This is a genomic window from Rhodococcus sp. P4_C10, from assembly GCF_056402135.1.
The window spans coordinates 1-21,628 of sequence record NZ_JBFUHZ010000037.1 but is presented as its reverse complement, the minus strand read 5'-3'; the positions used below and the strand labels follow the sequence as shown (position 1 = coordinate 21,628).

Below are 21,628 nucleotides of genomic sequence, written 5' to 3'. Positions count from 1 at the left end.
AAGCCGCCCGCCCCCGAGGGGGACGGACGGCTCGGTCAGATCTGCGGTGGTGTCAGCGCGCGCGGCGGGCCAGACGCTCCGAGTCGGAGATCAGCACGCTCTTGCCCTCGAGACGCAGCCAGCCGCGGTGCGCGAAGTCGGCGAGCGCCTTGTTCACGGTCTCGCGGGAGGCGCCCACGAGCTGGGCGATCTCTTCCTGGGTGAGGTCGTGCGTCACTCGCAGCGAGCCGGCTTCCTGGGTGCCGAAACGCTGGGCGAGCTGCAGCAGCGCCTTCGCGACCCGGCCGGGGACGTCGGTGAAGATGAGGTCCGCGAGGTTGTTGTTGGTGCGGCGCAGGCGGCGGGCCAGCACACGCAGCAGCTGCTCGGCGATCTCGGGTCGCTGGTCGATCCAGGACTTGAGGGCGTCGCGGTCCATCTGCACGGCTCGGACCTCGGTGACGGTGGTGGCCGTCGAGGTGCGGGGACCGGGGTCGAAGATGGACAGCTCGCCGAACATGTCGGACGGGCCCATGATGGTCAGCAGATTCTCGCGACCGTCGGGGGAGCGGCGACCGAGCTTGATCTTGCCGGACACGATGATGTAGAGCCGGTCGCCGGGCTCGCCCTCGTTGAAGATCACGTGCCCACGGGGGAAGTCGACTGGCTGGAGCTGCTTGACCAGTGCGGCCACTGCCGACGGCTCGACTCCCTGGAAGATTCCGGCTCTGGCCAGGACCTCGTCCACGTGCGCTCCTTCATAGGGATCTTGATTCTGACGTCCGGGTGCCCGTCGTGAGGCTCCCGGCCGTGCTTCGGCACTTTGGCTGTGCCGACGGTTTTGTAGCTTGTCCAAGTAAGTCTAGCTGTCCGCGCTCGAACATTAGTGACCGGCGACACCCCGCGCACGTCGAATGGTCACGGATCGTCGGGCAGCGGTCAGCTGGCGCGCTGTGTGGACAGCGGCGGCTCGTCCTCCGCGTCGACGCCGCCGCGCTTGCGGCGACGGTGGAATCGGGCCAGTGCCCGGGGCAGACCCTCTTCGGCGAGGGTCGCCACCTCGGCATGACTTGCCTGGTCCAGGAACTCCTGGACCTCCTGCTCGCGCACCGTCAGCCGGCGTAGGCGGCATTCCACCCGCTCCATCGCCAGCGCAAACAGCATGAGCAGCACTGGGAAGAGCACCACAGCGAGACCTTGCATACCGGGAAGTAAACACGGCGAATGTCTCAGAAGCGAAACGATCGGTGAGGCCTTCACCTACTCGTCCGTAGAGTTGTCCGGGTGTCCTCAACTGTTTCGCAGACCCCGGTTCCGCGTCGGGTCGCGTCCGCCGGAAGTCGCCGTCGCGACGAGACCCAGCTCGGTCTCGTGCGCCGCGCCCGACGGATGAACCGGCGGCTGGCCGAGGCGTTCCCGCACGTCTACTGCGAGCTGGACTTCGCCACGCCGCTGGAGCTGTCGGTCGCGACGATTCTGTCCGCGCAGTGCACTGACGTGCGGGTTAACCAGGTGACGCCCGCGTTGTTCGCGCGGTATCGCACCGCCGCGGACTACGCCGGGGCGGAGCGCGCGGAACTCGAGGAATACATTCGCAGCACCGGCTTCTACCGGAACAAGACCAACTCGCTCATCGGCCTCGGGCAGGCGTTGGTGGAACGTTTCGACGGTGAGGTGCCTCGCACGATGAAGGAGTTGGTGACGCTGCCGGGCTTCGGTCGCAAGACCGCCAACGTGGTCCTCGGGAACGCCTTCGATGTGCCCGGTATCACCGTGGACACCCACTTCGGCCGGCTCGTGCGGCGCTGGGAATGGACGCAGGAGGACGACCCGGTCAAGGTCGAGCACGCGGTCGGGGAACTGATCCCCCGCAAGGAGTGGACCCTGCTCTCGCACCGGGTGATCTTCCACGGGCGCCGGGTGTGCCACGCCAAGAAGCCGGCCTGCGGGGTGTGCGTGCTGGCGAAGGACTGCCCGTCGTTCGGCGTCGGCCCGACCGACCCCGAGGTGGCCGCGGCCCTGGTGAAGGGCCCCGAGACCGAACACCTGCTCGACCTGGCGGGTCGGTGAGCTGAGCGTGCACGTGTCCAACGCCGGCCGCTGGAGCCTGGCTGCCCTCGTCGTCGTCGCCGCGCTGGTCGTTGCGATCTGGCCGCGGGGCGGGCCGGACGAGTCCCTCCCGCGCGGTTACGCCGACTACGTCGGCGGTGGGGCAACCCCGTCGCTGCAGGAACGTGCCCCCGGCGACACCGACGCCGCGCTGGCCGGTCCCCGGGCGCGAGCCGCGATCGACCCGTGTCCGACGCCGGTCCCGGGCGCGGTCGCGTCGGGCCCGCTGGCCGGCCTCGGCCTCGAGTGCCTCGCCGACGGCGCCCGGATCGACGTCGGCGCGGCGCTGGCCGGCCGCCCCGCGCTGGTGAACCTGTGGGCCTACTGGTGCGGCCCGTGCGCCAAGGAACTGCCCGCGCTCGACGAGTACGCCCGTCGTGCGGGGGACCAGGTCGCGGTGCTCACCGTCCACCAGGACGCCAAGGAGGGCAACGCGCTGACGGCGCTGGCCGACTACGGCGTGCACCTGCCGGGAGTGCAGGACGGCACCGGCCGGGTCGCCGCCGCGCTCGGCGCGCCCAACGTACTGCCCGTGACCGTGCTGGTCCGGGCCGACGGCACGGTGGCCGCGGTGCTGCCGCAGCCCTTCGACAACGCGGACCAGATCGCCGACGTGGTCCGAGAGAAGCTGGGTGTGACGACGTGAACCTGACCGACCACCAACCGCCCGAGTGGCTGCGCCGGGTCGCCACCCTGCCGCCGTCGGACGGCAACGCCGTAAATCCGGTGCTGCTGCGCCGGACCCCCGCCGGGGTGTCGGCCCGCGACGCCGCCGTGCTGGTCCTCTTCGGCGGTTCCGCCGAGGCCGACCCGATCGCCGTCGGCGGCCTGCCCGAGGACGCCGACGTGCTGCTCACCCAGCGGGCGTCGACGCTGCGCCAGCACGGCGGACAGATCGCCTTCCCCGGCGGCGCCGCCGACCCCGGGGACAACGGACCGGTCGGCACCGCGCTGCGTGAGGCGCAGGAGGAGACCGGCCTGGAGCCGGACGGGGTGCGCACCATCGCGGTGCTGCCCGGGATCTTCGTGCCGCCGTCGGGTTTCGACGTGACCCCGGTGGTCGGGTACTGGGACCGGCCGTCGCCGGTGCGGGCGGTCGACCAGGGCGAGACCGAGCGGGTGGCGCGGGTGCCGATGCGTTCGCTGCTCGATCCGGACAACCGATTCGTCGTCAAGCACCGGCTCGGCTACCAGGGTCCGGCGTTCCTGGTCGACGACATGCTGGTGTGGGGTTTCACCGCCGGCGTCCTCGCCGGCCTGATCGCGGTCTCCGGCTGGGAGATCGACTGGGATCGCGGCGACGTCCGCGACCTCGAGGTGGCATTGGCGGAGGTCGAGGCAGGAGTGGTCGAGGTGCACGAGCGGTGACCGGATCCGCCTGGATAGACATCGCGATTCTCGCGGTCGCGGTGCTGGCCGCCAGTTCCGGCTGGCGGCAGGGCGCGGTGGCGTCCGCGCTGGCGTTCCTGGGAGTGGTCCTCGGCGCGGTCGCCGGCATCCTCATCGCACCGCACCTGCTGGTGCACGTCGACGCCGGCCGGACACGGGTGCTGGTCGGCGTGCTGCTGATCGTCGGGATGGTGATTGTCGGCGAGGTGGCGGGCATGGTGCTCGGCCGCGCCGCCCGCGGCGTGATGCACAGCCCGGTCACCCGGTCGGTGGACAGCGTCGTCGGCGCCGGGCTGCAGTGCGCGGCCGTCCTCGTCGCGGCCTGGCTGCTGGCCATCCCGCTGACGGCGTCGTCGCAGCCCGAGGTCGCGACCGCGGTACGCGGGTCCAAGGTGCTCACGCAGGTCGACGACGTCGCGCCCAACTGGATGCGGCGTCTGCCCAGCGAGTTCTCGGCGCTGCTCGACACCTCCGGCCTGCCCGACGTGATCGGCCCGTTCGGGCGCACCCCGATCGCGGTGGTGGACCCGCCGGACCCGAGCATCGCGGCGAGCCCCGTCGCGGCCCGGCTCGAGCCCAGCGTGTTGCGGATACGCGGCGTGGCGCCGAGCTGCCAGCGGGCACTGGAGGGGTCCGGTTTCGTGGTCGCACCCGAACGGGTGATGACCAACGCGCACGTGGTCGCCGGGACGTCGCAGGTGGTGGTGGACACCTTCGACGGACCGCTCGACGCCCACGTGGTGCTCTTCGATCCGGAGGTGGACATCGCGGTGCTCGCGGTGCCCGGCCTGGACGCACCGGTGATCCCGTTCGCCCCGGAGCCCGCACGGTCCGGGGACAGCGCGATCGTGCTGGGCTATCCCGGCGGCGGCCCGTACACCGCCAGCGCGGCCCGGGTCCGCGAGATCCTGGACCTGTCGGGACCCGACATCTACCGCACGTCCGACGTCACCCGCGAGGTCTACACGGTGCGCGGGTCGATCCGGCAGGGCAACTCCGGCGGCCCGCTCGTCGACGAGCAGGGCCGGGTGCTGGGCGTCGTGTTCGGCGCGGCGGTCGACAACAGCGACACCGGGTTCGTGCTCACCGAGGCGGAGGTGTCGCGGCAGCTCGCGCAGGCGTCCGGCGCGTCCGTCATCGTCGGCACCGGGAACTGCATCCTCTAGTTCGCGCGTCGAACCTGGACCCCTCCACCTGCAGTCCCCAATGTCACATTGGGTATCCCAGAGATACCCGATGTGACATTGGGGACGGAGGTGGGGGACTGGGGACTGGTGGGGCGGGTCAGCGGGTGAGGAACTCCGCCAGCTCGGCGGTCACCTCGGCGGGGCGCTCCCGGTGCGCGTAGTGACCGGCGCCGGCGACGGTGTGCAGGCGCCGACCCGGCGCCCACCGGGTGTCGTGGCGCAGGGCGGCGGCGAGCACGTACGGGTCGTCCTGCCCGTGGATCTGCAGGACCGGGATGGTCAGCGCCTTGTTCATCGCCTTCATGAACCGGCGGCCGTCGGGACGCCACTGGCTGCGGAACGCCCAGCGCTGGTACTCCAGCGAGCAGTGCGCCGCGCCCGGGATCTGGATCGCCGTCCGGGCCCGGTCGACGACCTCTGTGAATTCGTCCGAGCGCTGCCATTGCTCGCCGGACCGTTCGCGGAGCAGGCGCTCCACCTCGGCGCCGCCGTTGCGGGTCAGTACCCGCTCCGGACGCCACGGCAGCTGGTAGCTCAGGAACGACGGCAGGAGGGCGCCGCGCTGGGCGCGGTCACGCAGGACCGCCCGCTTGAGGGCGATCGGGTGCGGCGAGCTGACCAGGGCGATCGACCGGACCAGTCGGGGGTGCAGGACGGCCGTCGACCAGCAGACCAGGCCGCCGTCCGCGTGCCCGACCAGCGTCGCGTCGGTGTGGCCGAGGGCCCGGATCAGTCCGGCGACGTCGCCGGCGAGCGTCCAGCCGTCGTAGCCGCGGGGCGGCTTGTCGGTGTCGCCGTAGCCTCGCAGGTCCATCGCTACGGTGCGGTACCCGGCGTCGGCGAGCGCGGTCAGCTGGTGCCGCCACGACCACCAGAAGTCGGCGAAACCGTGCAGCAGCACCACCAGCGGCGCGCTGGGGTCTGCCGGGCCGGCCTCCACGGCATGGAAACGGATGCCGTTCGCGTGCACGTCGAGATGCCGCCACGGACCGTCGACGCGGGCGGTTGACGGGTCTGGGGCGGTCACGGGCGGCGTGGCGGGCTTGATGGCCGTCTAGCCGGTGGTCCGGCGGGCGTACTCGCCGGGCGTGTAGTCGCCGTGCCGGTAGCTCGACTCGGCGGCGCTGGGCAGCACCGACGCGGCCTGCCGCAGCGAGTCGATGGTCTTCGCCGGTGCCCGGAGCTTGCGCACCCGCAGGTATCCGAGTCCGGCCAGCGCCGCCGTCATCAGCAGCATCAGCAGGAAGACGATGAGGAAGGCCAGCCAGCGGACGACCCACACGTCGAGCAGTTCGGCGAGGAAGAAGAAGAAGAAGAACGCGCTGAACACGAGCACCGAGATCGCGAGGATGAAGAACAGCGAGCCCTGCAGCCCCTTCTTCACCTCGCCGGTGACCTCGGCCTTGGCCAGCTCGACCTCGGCGCGGACCAGCGTGGAGACCTGTGCGGTGGCGTCCTTGACCAGGTTGCCGATGCTGGCGGTGCCCGGTGCCAGCGAGTCGACGTCGGTGAGCGGGATCGACGAGATCGAGTTCGGGACTCCGTCTCCGGTCAGCCGCTCGGTCCTGTTGCTGCCGTTGCGGTCGCTGATGCTCACGTCTCGCCCCTGTCTCGTCGTCGTTCGTCAGCCGTTGTCGGCCGGTTCGGCCTGGGTGCGGGCGTCGTGGACGCGCCCCCGGCGCAACAGTAGCGCCGACCCGATCAGTGACGCAGCCAAGGACGTCAGCAGCACCGCCGCCTTGGCCTTCTCCTGTTCGGCGCCCTCGAGTGCGAGTTCGGCCACGAGAAGGCTAACGGTGAAGCCGATCGCGCCGAGCACCGACAGGGCGAACATGTCGCGGAAGTCGAGCCCGGCCGGCTTGACGGCGATCCGCAGCCGGACCACGAGCCAGGAGACGCCGAAGATGCCGATGGTCTTGCCCAGCAGCAAGCCGAGGATGATCGCCAACGTCAGCCGGTCGGTGAACATCGTGCCGAGCACCTCTGCGTTCACCGGGACACCCGACGCGAACAGGGCGAACACGGGCACACAGAACCCGGCCGAGTACGGCTGGATGCGGTGTTCGAGCCGGGTGGCGGGGGCCTCGTCCTCGCCCGGGTCCGGCCGCACCCGGGTCAACAGGCCGAGCACCACGCCGGCCAGGGTGGCGTGGATCCCGGCCTCGTGCACGGCGTACCAGACGAACATCGCCAGCGGGACGTACAGCAGTGGCGTGGTGATCCGGCGGTGCTGCGCGAACCAGTACAGGGCCGCGCCGGCGACCGCGGCGAGCAGCCAGAGCATCGCGATGGACGCGGTGAACACGGTCGCGATGATGATGATGGCCAGCAGGTCGTCCACGACGGCGAGGCTGAGCAGGAACACCCGGGCGCCGGCCGGGATCCGGGAGCCGGTCAGGGCCAGCACACCCAGCGCGAACGCGATGTCGGTGGCGACCGGGATCGCCCAGGCCTGTTCGATGCCCGGCTCGCCCCAGCCGACTGTCAGTGCGATCAGCGCGGGGGTGACGACGCCGCCGACCGCCGCGATGATCGGGAGCATCGCCTTCTTGCGGTCGGAGAGTTCGCCGACGACCAGTTCTCGTTTGAGTTCGAGGCCCGCGACGAAGAAGAACACGGCGAGCAGCGCGTCCTGGGCCCACGTGCCGAGGCTGAGGTTGAGGTGCAGTGCGCTCGGCCCGACCTGGAAGTCGCGCAGCGAGAAGTAGGCGTCGGACCAGGCGGAGTTCGCCCAGAGCACGGCGACCGCGGCGGCGATCAGGAGGATGGACCCACCGACCGTCTCGGTCCGTAGGTAGCGGGAAAGTTCGGAACGCACTTGCGTGATCACGTGGCCGGTCTCCTGTGGTGAAGAGGGCGTGCAGGGGCTGTTTGCCGACCAGACTTCCCGGCGCTCCGGCTGGAATCTTAACGCTTTCCTGGCGTGACGGTGGCGACGGCGCGGACCTGACAGTTCGTTCCGCTAAAGGTTCCGATACTGTATTTCCCACAGTGTGGACGGTCTTGGTCCACGCCTTAGAGATTTTGTGCAGGAGATTCCGGATGAGTCAGGCCCCCGACGTCGTGATCGACCCGCCAGTGAAGGCGGTCGCGGAGGCCAAGGAGGTGCCGCGCAGCCGCATCGTGGTGGCCAGCACAATCGGCACCTCGATCGAGTTCTACGACTTCTACATCTATGCGACCGCGGCCGTCTCCGTGTTCCCGCATCTGTTCTTCCCCAAGGGCAACGACACCACCGCGCTGCTCGCCTCGCTGGCGACGTTCGGACTGGCCTTCGTCGCCCGGCCGCTCGGCTCGATCGTCTTCGGACACTTCGGTGACCGCATCGGCCGCAAGGCCACCCTGGTCGGCTCGCTGCTAACCATGGGCATCGCGACGTTCCTCATCGGCCTGTTGCCCACCTACCACCAGATCGGCATCGTCGCGCCGGCGCTGCTGGCGCTGATGCGGTTCTGCCAGGGCCTCGGCCTCGGCGGGGAGTGGTCGGGCGCCGCGCTGCTCGCCACCGAGACCGCGAAGAAGGGCAAGCGTGCCTGGGCCGCGATGTGGCCGCAGCTGGGCGCACCGATCGGGTTCTTCCTCGCCAACGGGCTGTTCCTGATCATCACGCTGTTCATGGACCACGACACCTCGAATCCTGACCTGGACGGCGCGTTCCTCAGCTGGGGCTGGCGGATCCCGTTCCTGCTCAGCGCCGTCATGGTCATGATCGGTCTCTACGTGCGTCTCAAGCTGGAGGAGACGCCGGTCTTCGCGCGGGCCGTGGCCAACGGGGAGAAGGTCAAGACCCCGCTCGCCGAGGTGTTCAAGACCAGTTGGCGCCAGCTGATCATCGGCACGTTCGTGATGCTCGCGACGTACACGCTCTTCTACATCATGACCACCTGGGTGCTCAGCCACGGAACCGGAAAGACCCCGGCGCACGGCGGCACCGGGGTCGGCTTCCAGTACACCGACTTCCTGGTGCTCCAACTGGTCGCGGTCTTCTTTTTCGCGGGCGCGATCCCGATCTCGGGCTGGCTGGCCGACCGCTACGGCCGGCGCATCACCCTGCTGGTGATCACCGGGCTGATCATGGCCTTCGGCCTCACCTTCGGGCTGCTGCTCGACCCGGTGGGCATGGGCGAGGGCAGGATGCTGGTCTTCCTCGTCATCGGCATGGTGCTCATGGGTCTGACCTTCGGACCGATGAGCGCGGTGCTGCCCGAGCTGTTCCCGACCAACGTCCGCTACACCGGGTCGGGCATCGCCTACAACACCGCGAGCATCCTCGGGGCGGCGGTGGCGCCGTTCATCGCCACCTGGCTGGCGACGTCGTACGGCGTCGGCTGGGTGGGCATCTACCTGCTGATCGCCGCGGCGATCACGTTCGTCGCGCTGCTGGTGATGCGCGAGACCAAGGACGCCTCCATGGACAGCTGACCCCTCGACAGCTGACCCTGGTCAGGCAGCGTCCTCGACCGGGTGCGGGTACTGCGCGGCGCGGTGCTGGAACGAGACGATGCTCGGGTTCTGGATCACCCCGTCACGGATCTCGATGGCCCGGGAGATGGTCGTGTCGGCGTCCCAGGCCTCGGCGCCGGAGATCACGGTCCGCAGGTGCGGCAGCAGTGCCTCGCTGATCTCCCAGGTCGCGGAGTTCCACAGGTGCGACGGGCTGTGGTCGACGGCGTAGTAGTGCACGTTGTCGCCGACGACGAAGCTGGGCTGCGCGAACGTCGTCGGGCGGGCCCAGCTGAAGCCCATGCCCTCGTCGCAGGACACGTCGACGATGACGCTGCCGGCGGCGAACCCGGCGAGGTCGTCCTCGTCCAGGAACGTCAGCGGCGCGTCGGTGTCCTGCAGGGTGCAGTTGACCACGATGTCGTTGGCGGCGAGGAAGTCCGCCAGCGGCACGGGGCCGCCGTCGGTGACGACGCAGCTGCGGGTCGGGTCGTCCGGGTCGTGCGCGACGTGGACGATCCGCGCCGAGTGGATCGGCGAGCCGACCGCGGCGGCCTTCCGGTTGGTCAGGACCTGCACCTCGTCGACGCCGAGGGCGTTCAGCGCGGTCACTGCGCCGCGGGCGGTGGCGCCGAAGCCGATGACGACCGCTCGCAGTCGACGGCCGTAGTCGCCCGTCGACCCGACGAGCTCGAGGGCGTGCAGCACCGAGCAGTACCCCGCGAGCTCGTTGTTCTTGTGGAAGACGTGCAGGCCGAAACCGCCGTCGGCGGTCCAGTGGTTCATCGCCTCGAAGGCGATCAGCGTCAGCTTCTGGTCGATCGCGAGCTGGGTGATGCCGGCGTCCTGGACGCAGTGCGGCCAGCCCCACAGGGTCTGCCCCTCGCGCAGTTCGGCCAGGTCCTCGCGTTGCGGCTTGGGTAACAGCACGACGTCGCAGTCGGCGATCAGCTCCTCGCGGGAGCGGATCCCCGCGACGAGGGGCGCCAACGCGTCGTCGCTGACGCCGAACGGCGTTCCGTAGCCGCGTTCGAGGTAGAGGTGCGCACGCAGGTCGGGATCGATACGCGGGAAGTGCATCGGATGGATGGGCAGCCGTCGCTCGTTCTCCTTGTGGGAGTGCGCGAAGACGCCAAGGTCAATCATATGCAGTTGTCTCCTGAAGGTGTCGATCGTAAGTGGTTGAAAATCAACACTTTTGGTGCGTCAGCGCTTCTTTGCCTTCGCGACGATCTCGACGTCTGGCACGCCGTCGGTCTTCGACCGCTTCTCTGCGCGCTTTTCCTTCAGTGACTTGCCGGATTTCTTCGTCATGGTGTTGCGAGGTGACTTGTCCGACATGGTGGTCCCTTGATTGGGAACCTGAACGGTCCCGGGCCACCGACCCTACGCGCCATTCGGGGTTCCCGTCGCCGAGTGCCCTGGTCCGCCGCCCGCCGGACCGTTCAGTCCGGCGGCTCGTGGCTCTGTTCGACGACCCACGCGGCGATCTGTGCGCGCGAGGTGAACCCGAGTTTCGACAGCACGTGCTCGACGTGCCCCTGCGCGGTGCGTTGCGAGATCACCAACTGTTCGGCGATGGCCCGGTTGGTCAGGCCGCGGGCCACCAGGTCGGCGACCTCCTGCTCACGGGGGGTCAGGTCGGCGGCAGGATGGCCCGTCGCCGGCTCGGCGGGCGGCGGCTCGTCGCCGACCGCGAACGCGACGATCTCGTCGAGTGTGAGTCCGGCGCCCTGCCGCAGCGCCGTCTCGAAGGCGCGTTGGCCGAGTGCGCTGCGGGCATGCTGCTCGCACTCGTCGTGGAAGGTCCGCAACCCCGGGATGACCACGCCCGAGTTGCCCCCGGCCTGCCACAGGACCTGCGCGCCGCCGAGCATCACCGTGGCGCGCTGGAACTGGTGCGTGTCGGCCGTGATCCACGCCAGCGTCTCGACGCAGACGGCCGAGCCGAGCGGGTCGTCCACCACGCCGCTCAGTCGTAGTCCCTGCTCGAGCAGCGGTCGCGCCCGGTCCGGATCCTGTTGCCACAGAGCAAGTCCCAGTGTGCACAGCGCGTACGAGCGGTACACCGACTCCTGATGCGGCTCGGTGATCGCGAGGACTTCCTCGGCGGCCGCGGTGGCCCGCGGGGTGTCGCCGAGCAGGGCCGAGGCCATGGAGAGCCCGAGCAGGGTGGACACGTGGCGCAGCCGGTCGTCCTCGCCCCGAACCGTGTCGAGGATCCCGTCGAGGAACCGGACGGCCTGTTCCGGGTCACCGGTGTAGATCGCGAGGTGCCCGGTGGCATGCGCGACAAGGGTGTCGGTCTCGGGGTCGCCGAGGGCGGCGGCGGCCTCGCGGGCCTGCTCCACCATCGCCGCCCCGGTGACGATGTCGTCCTGGTTGCCGGCCAGGACCGCGCCCGCGCACAGCGCCTTGACCCGGTCGAGCGTCGGTGCGCCGCCCTGGGCCTCGAGGGTGCGGTCGAGCCAGCGCCGGCCCTCGCCGAGCAGGCCGCGGGAGAGCCAGAACAGGTAGGCGGCGTTGATGATTCGCAGCCCGGCCTCGGCCTCGCCGGGCTCCGCGATGCAGTACTCGAGCGCGTCCCGGAGATTGGCCTGCTCCCGGGCCAGCCGGGCGATCCACTCCGGCTGGGCCGGACCGATCCACTCGTCCGCCGCCCGGGCGGTCAGTCGGGCGTACCAGTCGCGGTGCCTGCGGCGCAGGTCGGCTTCCTCGCCGGCCTCTGCCAGCCGCTCGAGGCCGTAGTCGCGGAGGGTTTCGAGCAGTCGGTAGCGCACCACCCCGTCGGGCTGCTCGCGGATGAGGATCGACTTGTCGACGAGGGACGCGACGAGGTCGAGCAGCTCGTCCGGCGTCAGGTCCCCGGCCGCGACGCCCTCCGCACCGTCTAGTTCGAAGCCGCGGGCGAACACGGCCAGCCGACGCCACAGCCGACGCTCGGTCCCCGTGCACAGGTCGTGGCTCCAGTCGATGCACATCCGCAGCGTCTGCTGCCTGCTCGGCGCACCGCGACTGCCCGCGGTCAGCAGCCGGTACCGGTCGTTGAGCCGGTCGAGGATCTGGTCCGCCGACAACGCCCGCAGCCGGGCGGCGGCGAGTTCGAGTGGCAGCGGCAGCCCGTCCAGTTTGTCGCAGATCCGGGCGATCGTCGTCTGGTTGTCGGCGGTGAGTTCGAATCCGGACACCGCGGCGGCGGCGCGTTCGACGAACAGCGTCACCGCCTCGTACTGCGCGAGCCCCTGCACGCTGCCGGTCCGGTCCGGGGCCGGGACCGTCATCGGCGGGACGCGCAACGTCGTCTCGCCGCCGATCAGCAGCGGCTCCCGGCTGGTGGCCAGGATGCGCAGCTCGGGGCAGGTGCGCAGCAGCGCCTCCGCGAGCTTCGCGACCGCGTCGACGAGGTGCTCGCAGTTGTCGAGGACGAGAAGCACCCGGTGGTCCCCGACCAAGTCGGTGAGCAGCCGCAGCGGGGAGGGGGCCGACTGCTCCCTCAGCCCGAGGGCCGCGGCGACGGTGTCGGCCACGAGCTCCGGGTCGGTTTGTTCGCCGAGTTCGACCAGCCACACGCCGTCGTCGAACGCGCGCTGAGACTCGGCCGCGACCCGGAGGGCGAGCCGGGTCTTGCCCACTCCGCCCATCCCGGTCAGGGTCACCAGGCGCGAGAGGGCGAGGAGCCGTCTGGCCTCGGTCACCTCGCGGCGCCGCCCGACGAAACTGGTCAGGTCCAAGGGCAGGTTGCCGACCCTGCCCCGCACGGAGGGCGCCATCGATCAGTGCCTCCAGCCTCGCGCTCCCCTGTGGTCACGGTACCCCGCGGCGGGTGTCGAGCGGTGGGATCTTGTCGCCGCACCGGCCGTCGCGGAGGTCGGGTCGGGAGCTGTTCGGCCCGTCGTCGGGCGGAGACGAAGGTGCCCTCCGCGCGACTGCGCGAAGGGCACCTGCCGGCGTCGCCGCGGCGGGCTACTTGCCGCGGATGGCGTCGAACACCTTGGGGTCGACCAGGGTGGAGGTGTCGCCGAGGTCGCGGCCCTCGGCCACGTCGCGCAGCAACCGGCGCATGATCTTGCCGGAGCGGGTCTTCGGCAGCTCCGGGACGATCGTGATCTGGCGCGGCCTGGCGATCGGGCTGATGTCGGTGGAGACCTGGGCCTTGAGCTCCGCGATCAGGGTCTCGCCCGTGTTCTCCACGCCCTCGCGCAGGATGACGAAGGCGACGATGCCCTGTCCGGTGGTCTCGTCGGCGGCGCCGACTACCGCGGCCTCGGCCACGCCGTGGTGGTTGACCAGTGCCGACTCCACCTCGGAGGTGGAGATGCGGTGACCGGAGACGTTCATGACGTCGTCGACGCGGCCGAGCACCCAGAGCGCGCCGTCGTCGTCGTACTTGGCGCCGTCGCCGGCGAAGTACCAGCCCTCCTGGGCGTACCGGGACCAGTAGGTGTCCTTGAACCGCTCCATGTCGCCCCAGATGCCGCGCAGCATCGCCGGCCACGGCTCGTCCATGACGAGGTAGCCGTTGCCGCCGTTGCCGAGCGGCTTGGCGTCGTCGTCGACGATCTTCGCGGAGATGCCCGGCAGCGGTGCCATCGCGGATCCCGGCTTGGTCGCGGTGATGCCCGGCAGCGGGGAGATCATGATCGCGCCCGTCTCGGTCTGCCACCAGGTGTCGACGATCGGCGCCTTGTTGCCGCCGATCACCTCACGGAACCAGCGCCAGGCCTCCGGGTTGATCGGCTCGCCGACCGAGCCGAGCAGCCGGATCGAGGACAGGTCGTGGGTGTCCGGGATCGCCCGGCCCCACTTCATGAAGGTGCGCACCAGCGTCGGTGCCGTGTAGTAGATGCTGACGCCGTACTTCTCGATGATCTCGAAGTGCCGGTGCTCGGTCGGCGAGTTCGGGGTGCCCTCGTAGACCACCTGGGTGACGCCGTTGCTGAGCGGGCCGTACACGATGTAGGTGTGCCCGGTGACCCAGCCGATGTCGGCGGTGCACCAGTACACGTCGCTCCCGGCCTTGTGGTCGAAGACGTTGTGGTGGGTGTACGAGGCCTGGGTCAGGTAGCCGCCGGAGGTGTGGATGATGCCCTTCGGCTTACCGGTGGTGCCGGAGGTGTAGAGGATGAACAGCGGGTGCTCGGCGTCGAACGGCTGCGCCTCGTGCTCGGGGGAGGCCTGCTCGACCGTCTCGTGCCACCACAGGTCACGGCCCTCGGTCCACGCGACGTCGGTCCCGGTTCGGTTGACCACCAACACGTTCCGCACCGATGCGGCGCCCTCGACGGCCTCGTCGACGGCGGCCTTGAGCGGCGCCGCCTGACCACGGCGCCACTGGCCGTCGACGGTGACGACGAGCTTGGCCTCGGCGTCGTCGATGCGCGAACGCAGTGCCGAGGCCGAGAATCCGGCGAACACCACCGAGTGCGTCAGGCCGAGCCGGGCGCAGGCCAGCATGGTGACCACGGCCTCCGGGATCATCGGCATGTAGATGGCGACGCGGTCGCCGGCGACCAGACCCAGTTCGGTGAAAGTGTTTGCGGCGCGGCTCACCTCGGCGAGCAGGTCGTTGTAGGTCAGGTCGCGGCTGTCGCCGGGCTCGCCCTCGAAGTGGATCGCGACGCGGTCGCCGTTGCCGGCGAGGACGTGCCGGTCGACGCAGTTGTAGGCGACGTTGATCTTGCCGTCGACGAACCACTTGGCGACGGGGGCGTCGGACCAGTCGAGGACCTGCGACCACGGCTCGTGCCAGTGCAGTCGGGCGGCCTGGTCGGCCCAGAACCCGAGTCGGTCGGCGTCGGCGGCGGCCTGCAGCTCCGGGCCCGCATTGGCTGCTGCGGCGAACTCCGCGCTCGGCGGGTAGCTCTCGGTCGCCTGCTCGGCCACGTTGGCGTCGGCGGTGCTGCTGGTCATGTCGCCCGTACCCCTTTCGGTGAGTCGTCGGCGCGCATTTGCGCTGCTGTGAGCGTAGTCACATGTGACGGGTGGCGCACCGTTGCACCCGGCTGCAACCCCCGTTGCTGCGGCAACCGGTCGAATTCACACGACCGACGGTTGGCCGACGCGACGAGTGGCCGGCGCGGTGTTGTGATGGATGGATGAGGCAACGGTTGAGCGTGGTCACCCTCGGTGTGGCCGACCCGGCGACGGCGCACTCCTTCTACGTGGACGGGCTCGGCTGGAGCCCCACGCTGTACGTGCCCGGCGAGGTGCTGTTCCTGCAGATCGGGCCCGGCGTCGTGCTGTCGCTGTGGTCGCTGGCCGAGATGGTGCGCGAGGCCGGGCCGACTCTGCCCGCCGCCGGGGACGAGGGCCGGGCGCCGATCACCCTCGGGCACAACGTGGACAGCCCGGCGGAGGTGGACGAGGTGCTGGCGGCCGCGGACCGGGCCGGTGGGACCGTGCTCGCCGCCGGGGAACGGCGCAGCTGGGGTGGGTACAGCGGGTACTTCGCCGACCCGGACGGGTACCGGTGGGAGGTGGTGCACAACCCCGGGCTGGTGGTGCACGATGACGGCCGGGTGGAGATCGGGCCGGCGCAGTGACCCGGACCCGGCTCCTCGCGCACGGGACCCGGCTCGCGCGCGGGACCACCGCGGTGGACGGGTAGCGTTGAGCAGCGTGAACGACCCACTGCAGCCACTGGTGGACCTGCCTGGAGTGCTCGAGGCCGCCGATCGGGCGCGCGACGCTCTCGGTGCGGTGCACCGGCACAAGTCCAATCGCCGCGGCTGGCCGACGACGGCCGCCGAGGCCGCCGTCCGCGCCGCCCGCGCGTCCGCGGCCCTGGACGGCGGAAGCACCGAGCTGCCGGGCGCGGGCGAGGCGGGCGATCCCGTCCTCACCGGCGCCCTGCGGGTGGCGCAGGCCCTGGACGGCGACGCGCTGCCGATCATGGTCGGTACCTGGCAGCGTGCCCCGCTGCAGGCGTTGGCCCGGCTGCACCTGCTGGCCGCGGCCGGGCTGGTGCCGGACGAGGCGGACCTCGGCCGGCCGCGCACCGCGGCCGGGGTGGGGGAGCGGCTCGACGCACTCGCCCAGCTGATCACCGGTGGCACCAAGGCGCCGGCGCCCGTGCTCGCCGCGGTGGTGCACGGAGAGCTGTTGTCGCTGAGTCCGTTCGGGACAGCGGACGGAGTCGTGGCCCGCGCGGCGTCCCGGCTGGTGGCGGCGTCCAGCGGGTTCGACCCGCACAACCTCGGCGTCCCGGAGGTCAGCTGGCTGCGTCGGCAGCAGGCGTACCGTACCGGCGCCGAGGGCTTCGCGTCGGGCACCGCGGAGGGGGTCGGCAGCTGGGTGATCCTGTGCTGCGGCGCCTTCGAGGCGGGCGCCCGCGAGGCGACCTCGATCGCGGAGGCCGCCGCGGGCTGAAGGTCGGCCGCCCGCCCGCCGTCGGGGGGAGTGTTGTCGAGCCCCGTCCGCGCACCCGCGGGTATCCGATTCCGGCTGGGCCGCAACGGCATCGGCCGTCGGCCTCCGTCGGGTGTGTAGGACTGCGTGCGGGGTGGCCCCACATGTAAAAGCGGGCGGTGCTGTCGACTCTCGTCGACCTCGCCGCCCGCTAGCACGGACTACCGGGTTACCAAGCGTGCTAGGTGGGTTGTGTGTCCGGCCTCGGCGTCGGCTCGACTACCGCAAGTTCGCCTCTGCAACTCGTGCAAGGTTCTCGCTCACGTGTGATCGAGTCTCGCAGGCCCACAACGCTTCTGCCCTTGAGTGGCTTGAGCTCCGCGTGGGTGCCTGGTGTCCGTGCTGGGAATTCCTGACCGGGAGATCGACTCTTCTCTTCCGATTCGACCTTGGCCTGTCGTTCATTCCGTAACTCCTTTGTACCCTGTGGCCCGGCCCACTTCAAGGGGCAAACCGACTGGAACGACCCCAGTGTCGGGGACCCGTCGTCAGTGCCGTCGGTGCAATACCCTGTACGTCAATGCGCCCGCGAGCAGGGCGCCCAGACTCACCGCCGCGGTGGTCGCGACGGCCGTCCCGGACGGCGTCTGGATGCGTGCGCGCAGGGGCACCGGGTTGGAGAAAGTCAGGATGGGCCAACCGTTTCCGGCCGCCTCCTTGCGCAGCGCCCGGTCGGGGTTGACGGCCGTCGGGTGCCCGACCGCGCCGAGCATGGGCAGGTCCGTCGCCGAGTCCGAGTAGGCGTAGCACAGTGCCAGGTCGTAGTTGTTCGCCTCGGCCAGCTCGCGGATGGCCTGCACCTTGCCCTCGCCGTAGCAGTAGAAGTCGAGATCGCCGGTGAACTTGCCGTCCTCGACGGCCATCCTGGTGGCGCTGTAGTGGGTTGCGCCGAGGGCCTGGGCGATCGGCGCCACCACCTCCTCGCCGGACGCGGAAACCACCACCACGTCGTGGCCGCGAAGTTTGTGATCGGCGATCAGGTCCGCCGCCTCCGCGAACACGAGCGGGTCGACGATGTCGTGCAGGGTCTCCGCGACGACGGCGCGCACCTGCTCGACATCCCAGCCGGCGCACATGTTCGTCAGGTGCGCCCGCATCCGTTCCATCTGGTCGTGGTCCGCGCCGGAGAGCATGAACAGGAAGTGTGCGTAGCTGCTCTTGAGGACGGACCGTCGGTTGATCAAACCCTGGTCGAAAAAGGGCTTGCTGAATGCGAACGTGCTCGACTTGGCGATGATGGTCTTGTCCAGATCGAAGAACGCCGCCACTGTTCCGTGCTCGGATTCCCTGCTCGCCGCTGCGGTCACGGGTCCACAATAGGACTTCCGCCGGTTCCGGGCGCGGTCGCGGAGCGGCAACCTGGTCGTCCGTCCAAGTGGGCGACTTGCCGCCGGTCGAATTTGCGAATATGCGCGGGTCCGGGTGTAGTATCGGGTTCACCTGGACTTGATCTAGGTGTGTTCAGCCCGACCCCCCGGGGCTGAACGCCGAAGACCCCCGCCTCCTCCCCCCCTGGCGGGGGTCTTCCTCTAAATTTGCAGGCCGTCGGTGCGCGTCGCCGACGGCCCTTTCTGTTTCCGGGGCCGGGTCGCTCGGGCTCCGCGGACTCTGAAATCGGTTCGCTCGTACCGGAATTCATCCACAGGCCCCGATCTGTCCACAATCGGTCGCGGTCGTCTTCCCACGGCGGCGTCGGCCGCGCAGGCTCGACGGCATGGACACCTCCGGACTCCCGGCCGCCCGCCGCGTACTCGCGGTGACGGACGACGCAGAGCTCTCTCTCAGCATCCGGCGCGCCGCCGCGGCCGCCGACCGCGAGGTCAGTGAGCACGCCGCACCCGTGCCGCGGCAGCTGTGGGACGGCGCTCCGCAGGTGCTGTTGGACACAGCCTCCGCCGCGGCCTGTGCGGGGGCCGGGCTGCCGCGGCGCCCCGACGTCGTGGTGCTGTGCGCCGGGGAACCCGCGCTGCCGCAGTGGCGGGCCGCGGCGGCTGCCGGTGCGGAGGCGGTGCTGACCCTGCCCGAGGACGAGGCGGAGCTGGTCGCACTCCTGACCCGCAGGTCGGAGCCGGTGGCGCCGGGTGGCGCGGTGATCGCGATGATGGGCGGCCGCGGGGGTGCGGGCGCCTCGGTGCTGGCGGCCGCGACCGCACTGACCGCACCACGCCGACGGCCGGACCGCCGGGCGCTGCTGGTGGACTGCGACAGCCGCGGTGGCGGTCTCGACCTGCTGCTCGGTGTCGAGCAACGCCCGGGGCTCCGGTGGTCGGGGGTGGCCGTCGAGGGCGGCCGGGTGTCGGCCTCGGCCCTGCACGACGCCCTGCCCCGGGCCGGCGACGGGGTGGCGGTGCTCTCCTGCGGGCGGGGCGCGGCGGCCGTGGCGCCGGGACCGGCGGCGCTCGCCGCGGTGATCGAGGCGGGGCGCGGCGCCGGCGAGCTGGTGGTGTGCGACGTGCCGCGCCAGCCGGACGTCACGGCCCACGGGGCCGTCGACCTCGCGGACCTGGTGGTCGTGGTGGTGCCGGCGCAGGTACGTGCGGCCGCGGCCGCCGAGTCGCTGGCGGCCGCGCTGCGCGATGCGCACCCGAATGTCGGTGTGGTGGTTCGCGGTCCGGCGCCGGGTGGCCTGCGGGGCCGCGACATCGCCGACCTGTTGGGTCTGCCGCTGCTCGCATCGATGCGGCCGGAGCCGGGCCTGGCCACCTCGCTCGACCGCGGCGGTCTTCGGCTGGGGCGGCGGTCGCCGTTGGCCGGCGCGGCGTCCGCGGTGCTCGCCGTGCTCGACGCCGCCCCGGTTCGGGCGGCGTCGTGAGCGCGCTCGTGTCGCCGGACCTGCTGGACCGGGTGCGATCCCGGCTCGCCCGGACGTCGGTGGCGCCGAGTCCCGCGACCGTGGCGGCGGCGATCCGGGCGGAGTCCTCCGGGGTGCTGGGCGACACCGACCTGCTCGACGCGCTCCGGGTGCTGCAGACCGAACTCACCGGTGCCGGCGTCCTCGAACCGCTTCTCGGGCAACAGGACATATCGGACGTTCTGGTCACGGCGCCGGACGAGGTCTGGGTGGACCGTGGGGCGGGGCTCGAGCGGTCGACGGTCACCTTCGCCGACGAGGCCGCGGTCCGCCGGCTCGCCCAACGGCTGGCGTTGGCCGCGGGACGCCGGCTCGACGACGCACAGCCCTGGGTGGACGGGCGGCTGCCGGGGGTGGCGGGCTCGGACTTCGGGGTGCGCCTGCACGCCGTGCTGGCTCCCGTCGCGCAGGCCGGGACCTGTCTGTCCCTCCGGGTCCTGCGACCGGCGACGCAGGGGCTCGACGCGCTCTGCGCGACCGGCACGGTGCCGCCCGACGCGCGGGAGCTGTTGCGGCGAATTGTCGCGGGACGCCTGGCCTTCCTGGTGGTGGGCGGGACCGGCGCGGGGAAGACGACGCTGCTGGCGGCCTTGCTCGGGTCGGTGCCCGCGCACGAACGAATCCTCTGCGTCGAGGACGCTGCCGAGCTGGCCCCGGCCCACCCGCACGTGGTGCGACTGGTCGCGCGGGCGCCGAATGTCGAGGGCGTCGGCGAGGTGACGGTGCGACAGCTGGTGCGGCAGGCCCTGCGGATGCGGCCGGACCGCATCGTCGTCGGGGAGGTGCGCGGGGCCGAGGTGGTGGACCTGCTCACCGCCCTCAACACCGGTCACGACGGCGGCGCCGGCACCGTGCATGCCAACTCCCCGGAGGAGGTGCCGGCCCGGCTCGAGGCGCTCGCGGCGCTCGGGGGAATGGACCGGGCGGCCCTGCACAGCCAACTCGCCGCCGCCGTCCAGGTGGTGCTGCATGTGCACCGTTCGGCCGACGGCGGCCGGCGTCTCGCCGAGATCGGGGTGCTCGAACGTGGGGAGCGGGGCGAGGTCACCGTGGTGTCCGCCTGGTCGGCGGACCGGTCGGCGGGCCCGGCGCCGGGAGCGGACCAGCTGGCGCGACTGCTCGCCCGGCGGGGGACGGCATGAGCGCGGCGCTGCTGGCCGCCGCTGCCGCGCTGTTGCTGCTGCCGGCCAGGGCTGCCGCGGTCCGGTTGCGGCCACCGGGACCACGGCGACGGACCGTCGGGCGGGCCAGGTCGATCCGGATCGCGGGTCTCGGGCTCGTCGCCGCGGCGGCGCTGGTCGGGCCGGGCGCGGGGATCGCGGCCGCCATCGCGGCAGGCACCGTCGCCCGGCGCCACCGGGACCGTCGCCGCGCCCGGGAACGCGACGTCGAACTGCGCGCCCTCCTCGCCGGCCTGGATGTCACGGTAGGAGAGCTGCGGGTGGGTGCACACCCGGCGACCGCCTGTCGGGCGGCCGCCGAGGAGACGAAAGGCGCTGCGGCGGAGGCATTCCGATCCGCCTCGGCCACCGCACGGCTCGGTGGCAGCGCGGCGCACGGGCTGCGCGCGTCCGGCAGCGTGATCGAGGCGGACCTCGACCGGATGGCCGCCGCGTGGCGGGTCGCCGACCGCCATGGCATCGCGTTGGCCGAGTTGCTCGACGCGGTCCGCTCGGACCTGTTGGGGCGCATCAGGTTCCGCGCTCGGGTGGAGTCGGGGCTAGCGGGTGCCCGGGCGACGGCGACGGTGCTGGCCGGGTTGCCGGTCCTGGGCCTGGCGCTGGGGCAGCTGATGGGCGCGGCCCCGGTGCGGGTGCTGCTGTCCGGCGGACTGGGGGCGGTGCTGCTGGTGCTCGGGACCGCGTTCGTGTGTGCGGGCCTGCTGTGGACCGACCGGATCACCGGGCGGGTGCTCGGATGAGCGCCCTGGCCGCGGGGGTGCTCGCGCTCGCGCTGGTCGCGGTGCCCGGCGCGGGCGCCGCCGCGGACCGACTCCGGCCCGCCCGGCAGGTCGGCGGGGACGGCGCCGCCCGCGCGGTCGCCCCGGCGCGCGGCGCCGACCCGATGAGCGGCGCTGCCGGGTACGACCTGCTGGCCGCGTGCCTGCGGTCTGGACTACCCGTCGGCACAGCCGCGGCGGCGGTGGCGCCCACCAGCCCGGAACCGCTCGGCGGCGCGCTCGACTCGGCGGCGAGCCTGCTGGCGCTGGGCGCCGACCCCGAGGTCGCCTGGGCCAGGGCCGCCGCGGACCCGGACACCGAGG

At 71.5% G+C, this 21,628-nt stretch carries 20 protein-coding genes and 1 pseudogene; 11 read left to right on the top strand and 10 right to left on the bottom strand.

The window, feature by feature from the left end; translation table 11 throughout:
* Positions 1 to 52 precede the first annotated feature (52 nt).
* Positions 53 to 727 carry a Crp/Fnr family transcriptional regulator gene (locus AC1DWC_RS20550; RefSeq protein ID WP_072845440.1) on the bottom strand — a complete coding sequence of 225 codons (675 nt, stop codon included), beginning with the start codon at positions 725 to 727 and terminating at the stop codon, positions 53 to 55.
* 191 nt (positions 728 to 918) lie between these two features.
* Positions 919 to 1,182 carry a hypothetical protein gene (locus AC1DWC_RS20545; RefSeq protein WP_072845441.1) on the bottom strand — a complete coding sequence of 88 codons (264 nt, stop codon included), beginning with the start codon at positions 1,180 to 1,182 and terminating at the stop codon, positions 919 to 921.
* 186 nt (positions 1,183 to 1,368) lie between these two features.
* Between AC1DWC_RS20545 and nth the strand changes: the two genes are divergently transcribed.
* The 4 genes from nth to marP are packed head-to-tail and all read left to right on the top strand — an operon-like array spanning position 1,369 to position 4,643.
* A complete protein-coding gene (nth, locus tag AC1DWC_RS20540; protein ID WP_477911086.1) occupies positions 1,369 to 2,049 on the top strand; it encodes an endonuclease III in 681 nt (226 codons plus the stop codon).
* Positions 2,050 to 2,056: 7 nt separating this feature from the next.
* A complete protein-coding gene (locus AC1DWC_RS20535; protein ID WP_477911009.1) occupies positions 2,057 to 2,734 on the top strand; it encodes a TlpA family protein disulfide reductase in 678 nt (225 codons plus the stop codon).
* Positions 2,731 to 3,456, top strand: coding sequence for an NUDIX hydrolase (locus AC1DWC_RS20530; protein WP_477911007.1), 726 nt, complete (start codon positions 2,731 to 2,733; stop codon positions 3,454 to 3,456). The genes AC1DWC_RS20535 and AC1DWC_RS20530 overlap by 4 nt, the downstream gene beginning before the upstream one ends.
* A complete protein-coding gene (gene marP / locus AC1DWC_RS20525) occupies positions 3,453 to 4,643 on the top strand; it encodes an acid resistance serine protease MarP (protein WP_477911005.1) in 1,191 nt (396 codons plus the stop codon). The genes AC1DWC_RS20530 and marP overlap by 4 nt, the downstream gene beginning before the upstream one ends.
* Before the next feature lie 118 nt (positions 4,644 to 4,761).
* Here the strand turns inward: marP and AC1DWC_RS20520 are convergent, their stop codons facing one another.
* The 3 genes from AC1DWC_RS20520 to nhaA are packed head-to-tail and all read right to left on the bottom strand — an operon-like array spanning position 4,762 to position 7,491.
* Entirely contained in the window at positions 4,762 to 5,691 is a 930-nt protein-coding gene (locus AC1DWC_RS20520; RefSeq protein ID WP_477911003.1) for an alpha/beta fold hydrolase, read from the bottom strand.
* Positions 5,692 to 5,718: 27 nt separating this feature from the next.
* Entirely contained in the window at positions 5,719 to 6,255 is a 537-nt protein-coding gene (locus AC1DWC_RS20515) for a phage holin family protein (protein WP_477842185.1), read from the bottom strand.
* 33 nt (positions 6,256 to 6,288) lie between these two features.
* Entirely contained in the window at positions 6,289 to 7,491 is a 1,203-nt protein-coding gene (nhaA, locus tag AC1DWC_RS20510) for a Na+/H+ antiporter NhaA (RefSeq protein WP_477911084.1), read from the bottom strand.
* Between the two features lie 215 nt (positions 7,492 to 7,706).
* On the opposite strand from nhaA, the gene AC1DWC_RS20505 reads away from it, so the two are divergent.
* Complete coding sequence (locus AC1DWC_RS20505; protein WP_477911001.1) at positions 7,707 to 9,086, top strand: MFS transporter; 1,380 nt, start codon at positions 7,707 to 7,709, stop codon at positions 9,084 to 9,086.
* 21 nt (positions 9,087 to 9,107) lie between these two features.
* Here AC1DWC_RS20505 and AC1DWC_RS20500 read toward each other — a convergent pair whose 3' ends face one another.
* The 4 genes from AC1DWC_RS20500 to acs form a co-directional block, all read right to left on the bottom strand.
* Positions 9,108 to 10,253, bottom strand: a complete 1,146-nt coding sequence (locus tag AC1DWC_RS20500) for a N(5)-(carboxyethyl)ornithine synthase (protein WP_477910999.1) — start codon at positions 10,251 to 10,253, stop codon at positions 9,108 to 9,110.
* Positions 10,254 to 10,313: 60 nt separating this feature from the next.
* A complete protein-coding gene (locus tag AC1DWC_RS20495; RefSeq protein WP_255312539.1) occupies positions 10,314 to 10,448 on the bottom strand; it encodes a hypothetical protein in 135 nt (44 codons plus the stop codon).
* Positions 10,449 to 10,552: 104 nt separating this feature from the next.
* Positions 10,553 to 12,877, bottom strand: coding sequence for an ATP-binding protein (locus AC1DWC_RS20490; RefSeq protein ID WP_477910997.1), 2,325 nt, complete (start codon positions 12,875 to 12,877; stop codon positions 10,553 to 10,555).
* Between the two features lie 193 nt (positions 12,878 to 13,070).
* Positions 13,071 to 15,017 (bottom strand): acetate--CoA ligase, encoded by a 1,947-nt coding sequence (gene acs, locus AC1DWC_RS20485; RefSeq protein WP_477910995.1) that lies wholly within the window; start codon positions 15,015 to 15,017, stop codon positions 13,071 to 13,073.
* A gap of 185 nt (positions 15,018 to 15,202) precedes the next feature.
* Between acs and AC1DWC_RS20480 the strand changes: the two genes are divergently transcribed.
* Positions 15,203 to 15,649, top strand: coding sequence for a VOC family protein (locus AC1DWC_RS20480; protein ID WP_477910993.1), 447 nt, complete (start codon positions 15,203 to 15,205; stop codon positions 15,647 to 15,649).
* 76 nt (positions 15,650 to 15,725) lie between these two features.
* On the top strand, positions 15,726 to 16,475 hold the full coding sequence (locus AC1DWC_RS20475) for a Fic family protein (RefSeq protein WP_477842173.1): 750 nt from the start codon (positions 15,726 to 15,728) through the stop codon (positions 16,473 to 16,475).
* Between the two features lie 527 nt (positions 16,476 to 17,002).
* On the opposite strand, the gene AC1DWC_RS20470 is transcribed toward AC1DWC_RS20475, so the two are convergent.
* Positions 17,003 to 17,821: an HAD-IB family hydrolase gene (locus tag AC1DWC_RS20470; RefSeq protein ID WP_477910991.1), complete on the bottom strand. Its 819-nt coding sequence runs from the start codon at positions 17,819 to 17,821 to the stop codon at positions 17,003 to 17,005.
* A 407-nt stretch (positions 17,822 to 18,228) separates the two neighbouring features.
* On the opposite strand from AC1DWC_RS20470, the gene ssd reads away from it, so the two are divergent.
* The 4 genes and pseudogenes from ssd to AC1DWC_RS20450 form a co-directional block, all read left to right on the top strand.
* Positions 18,229 to 19,326, top strand: a complete 1,098-nt coding sequence (ssd, locus tag AC1DWC_RS20465; protein WP_477910989.1) for a septum site-determining protein Ssd — start codon at positions 18,229 to 18,231, stop codon at positions 19,324 to 19,326.
* Entirely contained in the window at positions 19,323 to 20,507 is a 1,185-nt protein-coding gene (locus AC1DWC_RS20460; RefSeq protein WP_477910987.1) for a TadA family conjugal transfer-associated ATPase, read from the top strand. Before ssd ends, AC1DWC_RS20460 begins: the two co-directional genes overlap by 4 nt.
* Positions 20,504 to 21,286: a type II secretion system F family protein gene (locus AC1DWC_RS20455; RefSeq protein ID WP_477910985.1), complete on the top strand. Its 783-nt coding sequence runs from the start codon at positions 20,504 to 20,506 to the stop codon at positions 21,284 to 21,286. Before AC1DWC_RS20460 ends, AC1DWC_RS20455 begins: the two co-directional genes overlap by 4 nt.
* Positions 21,283 to 21,628: pseudogene (locus AC1DWC_RS20450) on the top strand (type II secretion system F family protein); the annotation flags it as partial. The gene AC1DWC_RS20455 and the pseudogene AC1DWC_RS20450, both read left to right, overlap by 4 nt.

Excerpts from the sequence above, each read along its gene's own strand:
- AC1DWC_RS20545 (WP_072845441.1), bottom strand. The coding sequence starts at position 1,182 with ATGCAAGGTCTCGCTGTGGTGCTCTTCCCAGTGCTGCTCATGCTGTTT.
- nth (WP_477911086.1), top strand. The coding sequence starts at position 1,369 with ATGAACCGGCGGCTGGCCGAGGCGTTCCCGCACGTCTACTGCGAGCTG.
- AC1DWC_RS20505 (WP_477911001.1), top strand. The coding sequence starts at position 7,707 with ATGAGTCAGGCCCCCGACGTCGTGATCGACCCGCCAGTGAAGGCGGTC.
- AC1DWC_RS20500 (WP_477910999.1), bottom strand. The coding sequence starts at position 10,253 with ATGATTGACCTTGGCGTCTTCGCGCACTCCCACAAGGAGAACGAGCGA.
- AC1DWC_RS20495 (WP_255312539.1), bottom strand. The coding sequence starts at position 10,448 with ATGTCGGACAAGTCACCTCGCAACACCATGACGAAGAAATCCGGCAAG.
- AC1DWC_RS20490 (WP_477910997.1), bottom strand. The coding sequence starts at position 12,877 with ATGGCGCCCTCCGTGCGGGGCAGGGTCGGCAACCTGCCCTTGGACCTG.
- acs (WP_477910995.1), bottom strand. The coding sequence starts at position 15,017 with ATGACCAGCAGCACCGCCGACGCCAACGTGGCCGAGCAGGCGACCGAG.
- AC1DWC_RS20480 (WP_477910993.1), top strand. The coding sequence starts at position 15,203 with ATGAGGCAACGGTTGAGCGTGGTCACCCTCGGTGTGGCCGACCCGGCG.
- ssd (WP_477910989.1), top strand. The coding sequence starts at position 18,229 with ATGGACACCTCCGGACTCCCGGCCGCCCGCCGCGTACTCGCGGTGACG.
- AC1DWC_RS20455 (WP_477910985.1), top strand. The coding sequence starts at position 20,504 with ATGAGCGCGGCGCTGCTGGCCGCCGCTGCCGCGCTGTTGCTGCTGCCG.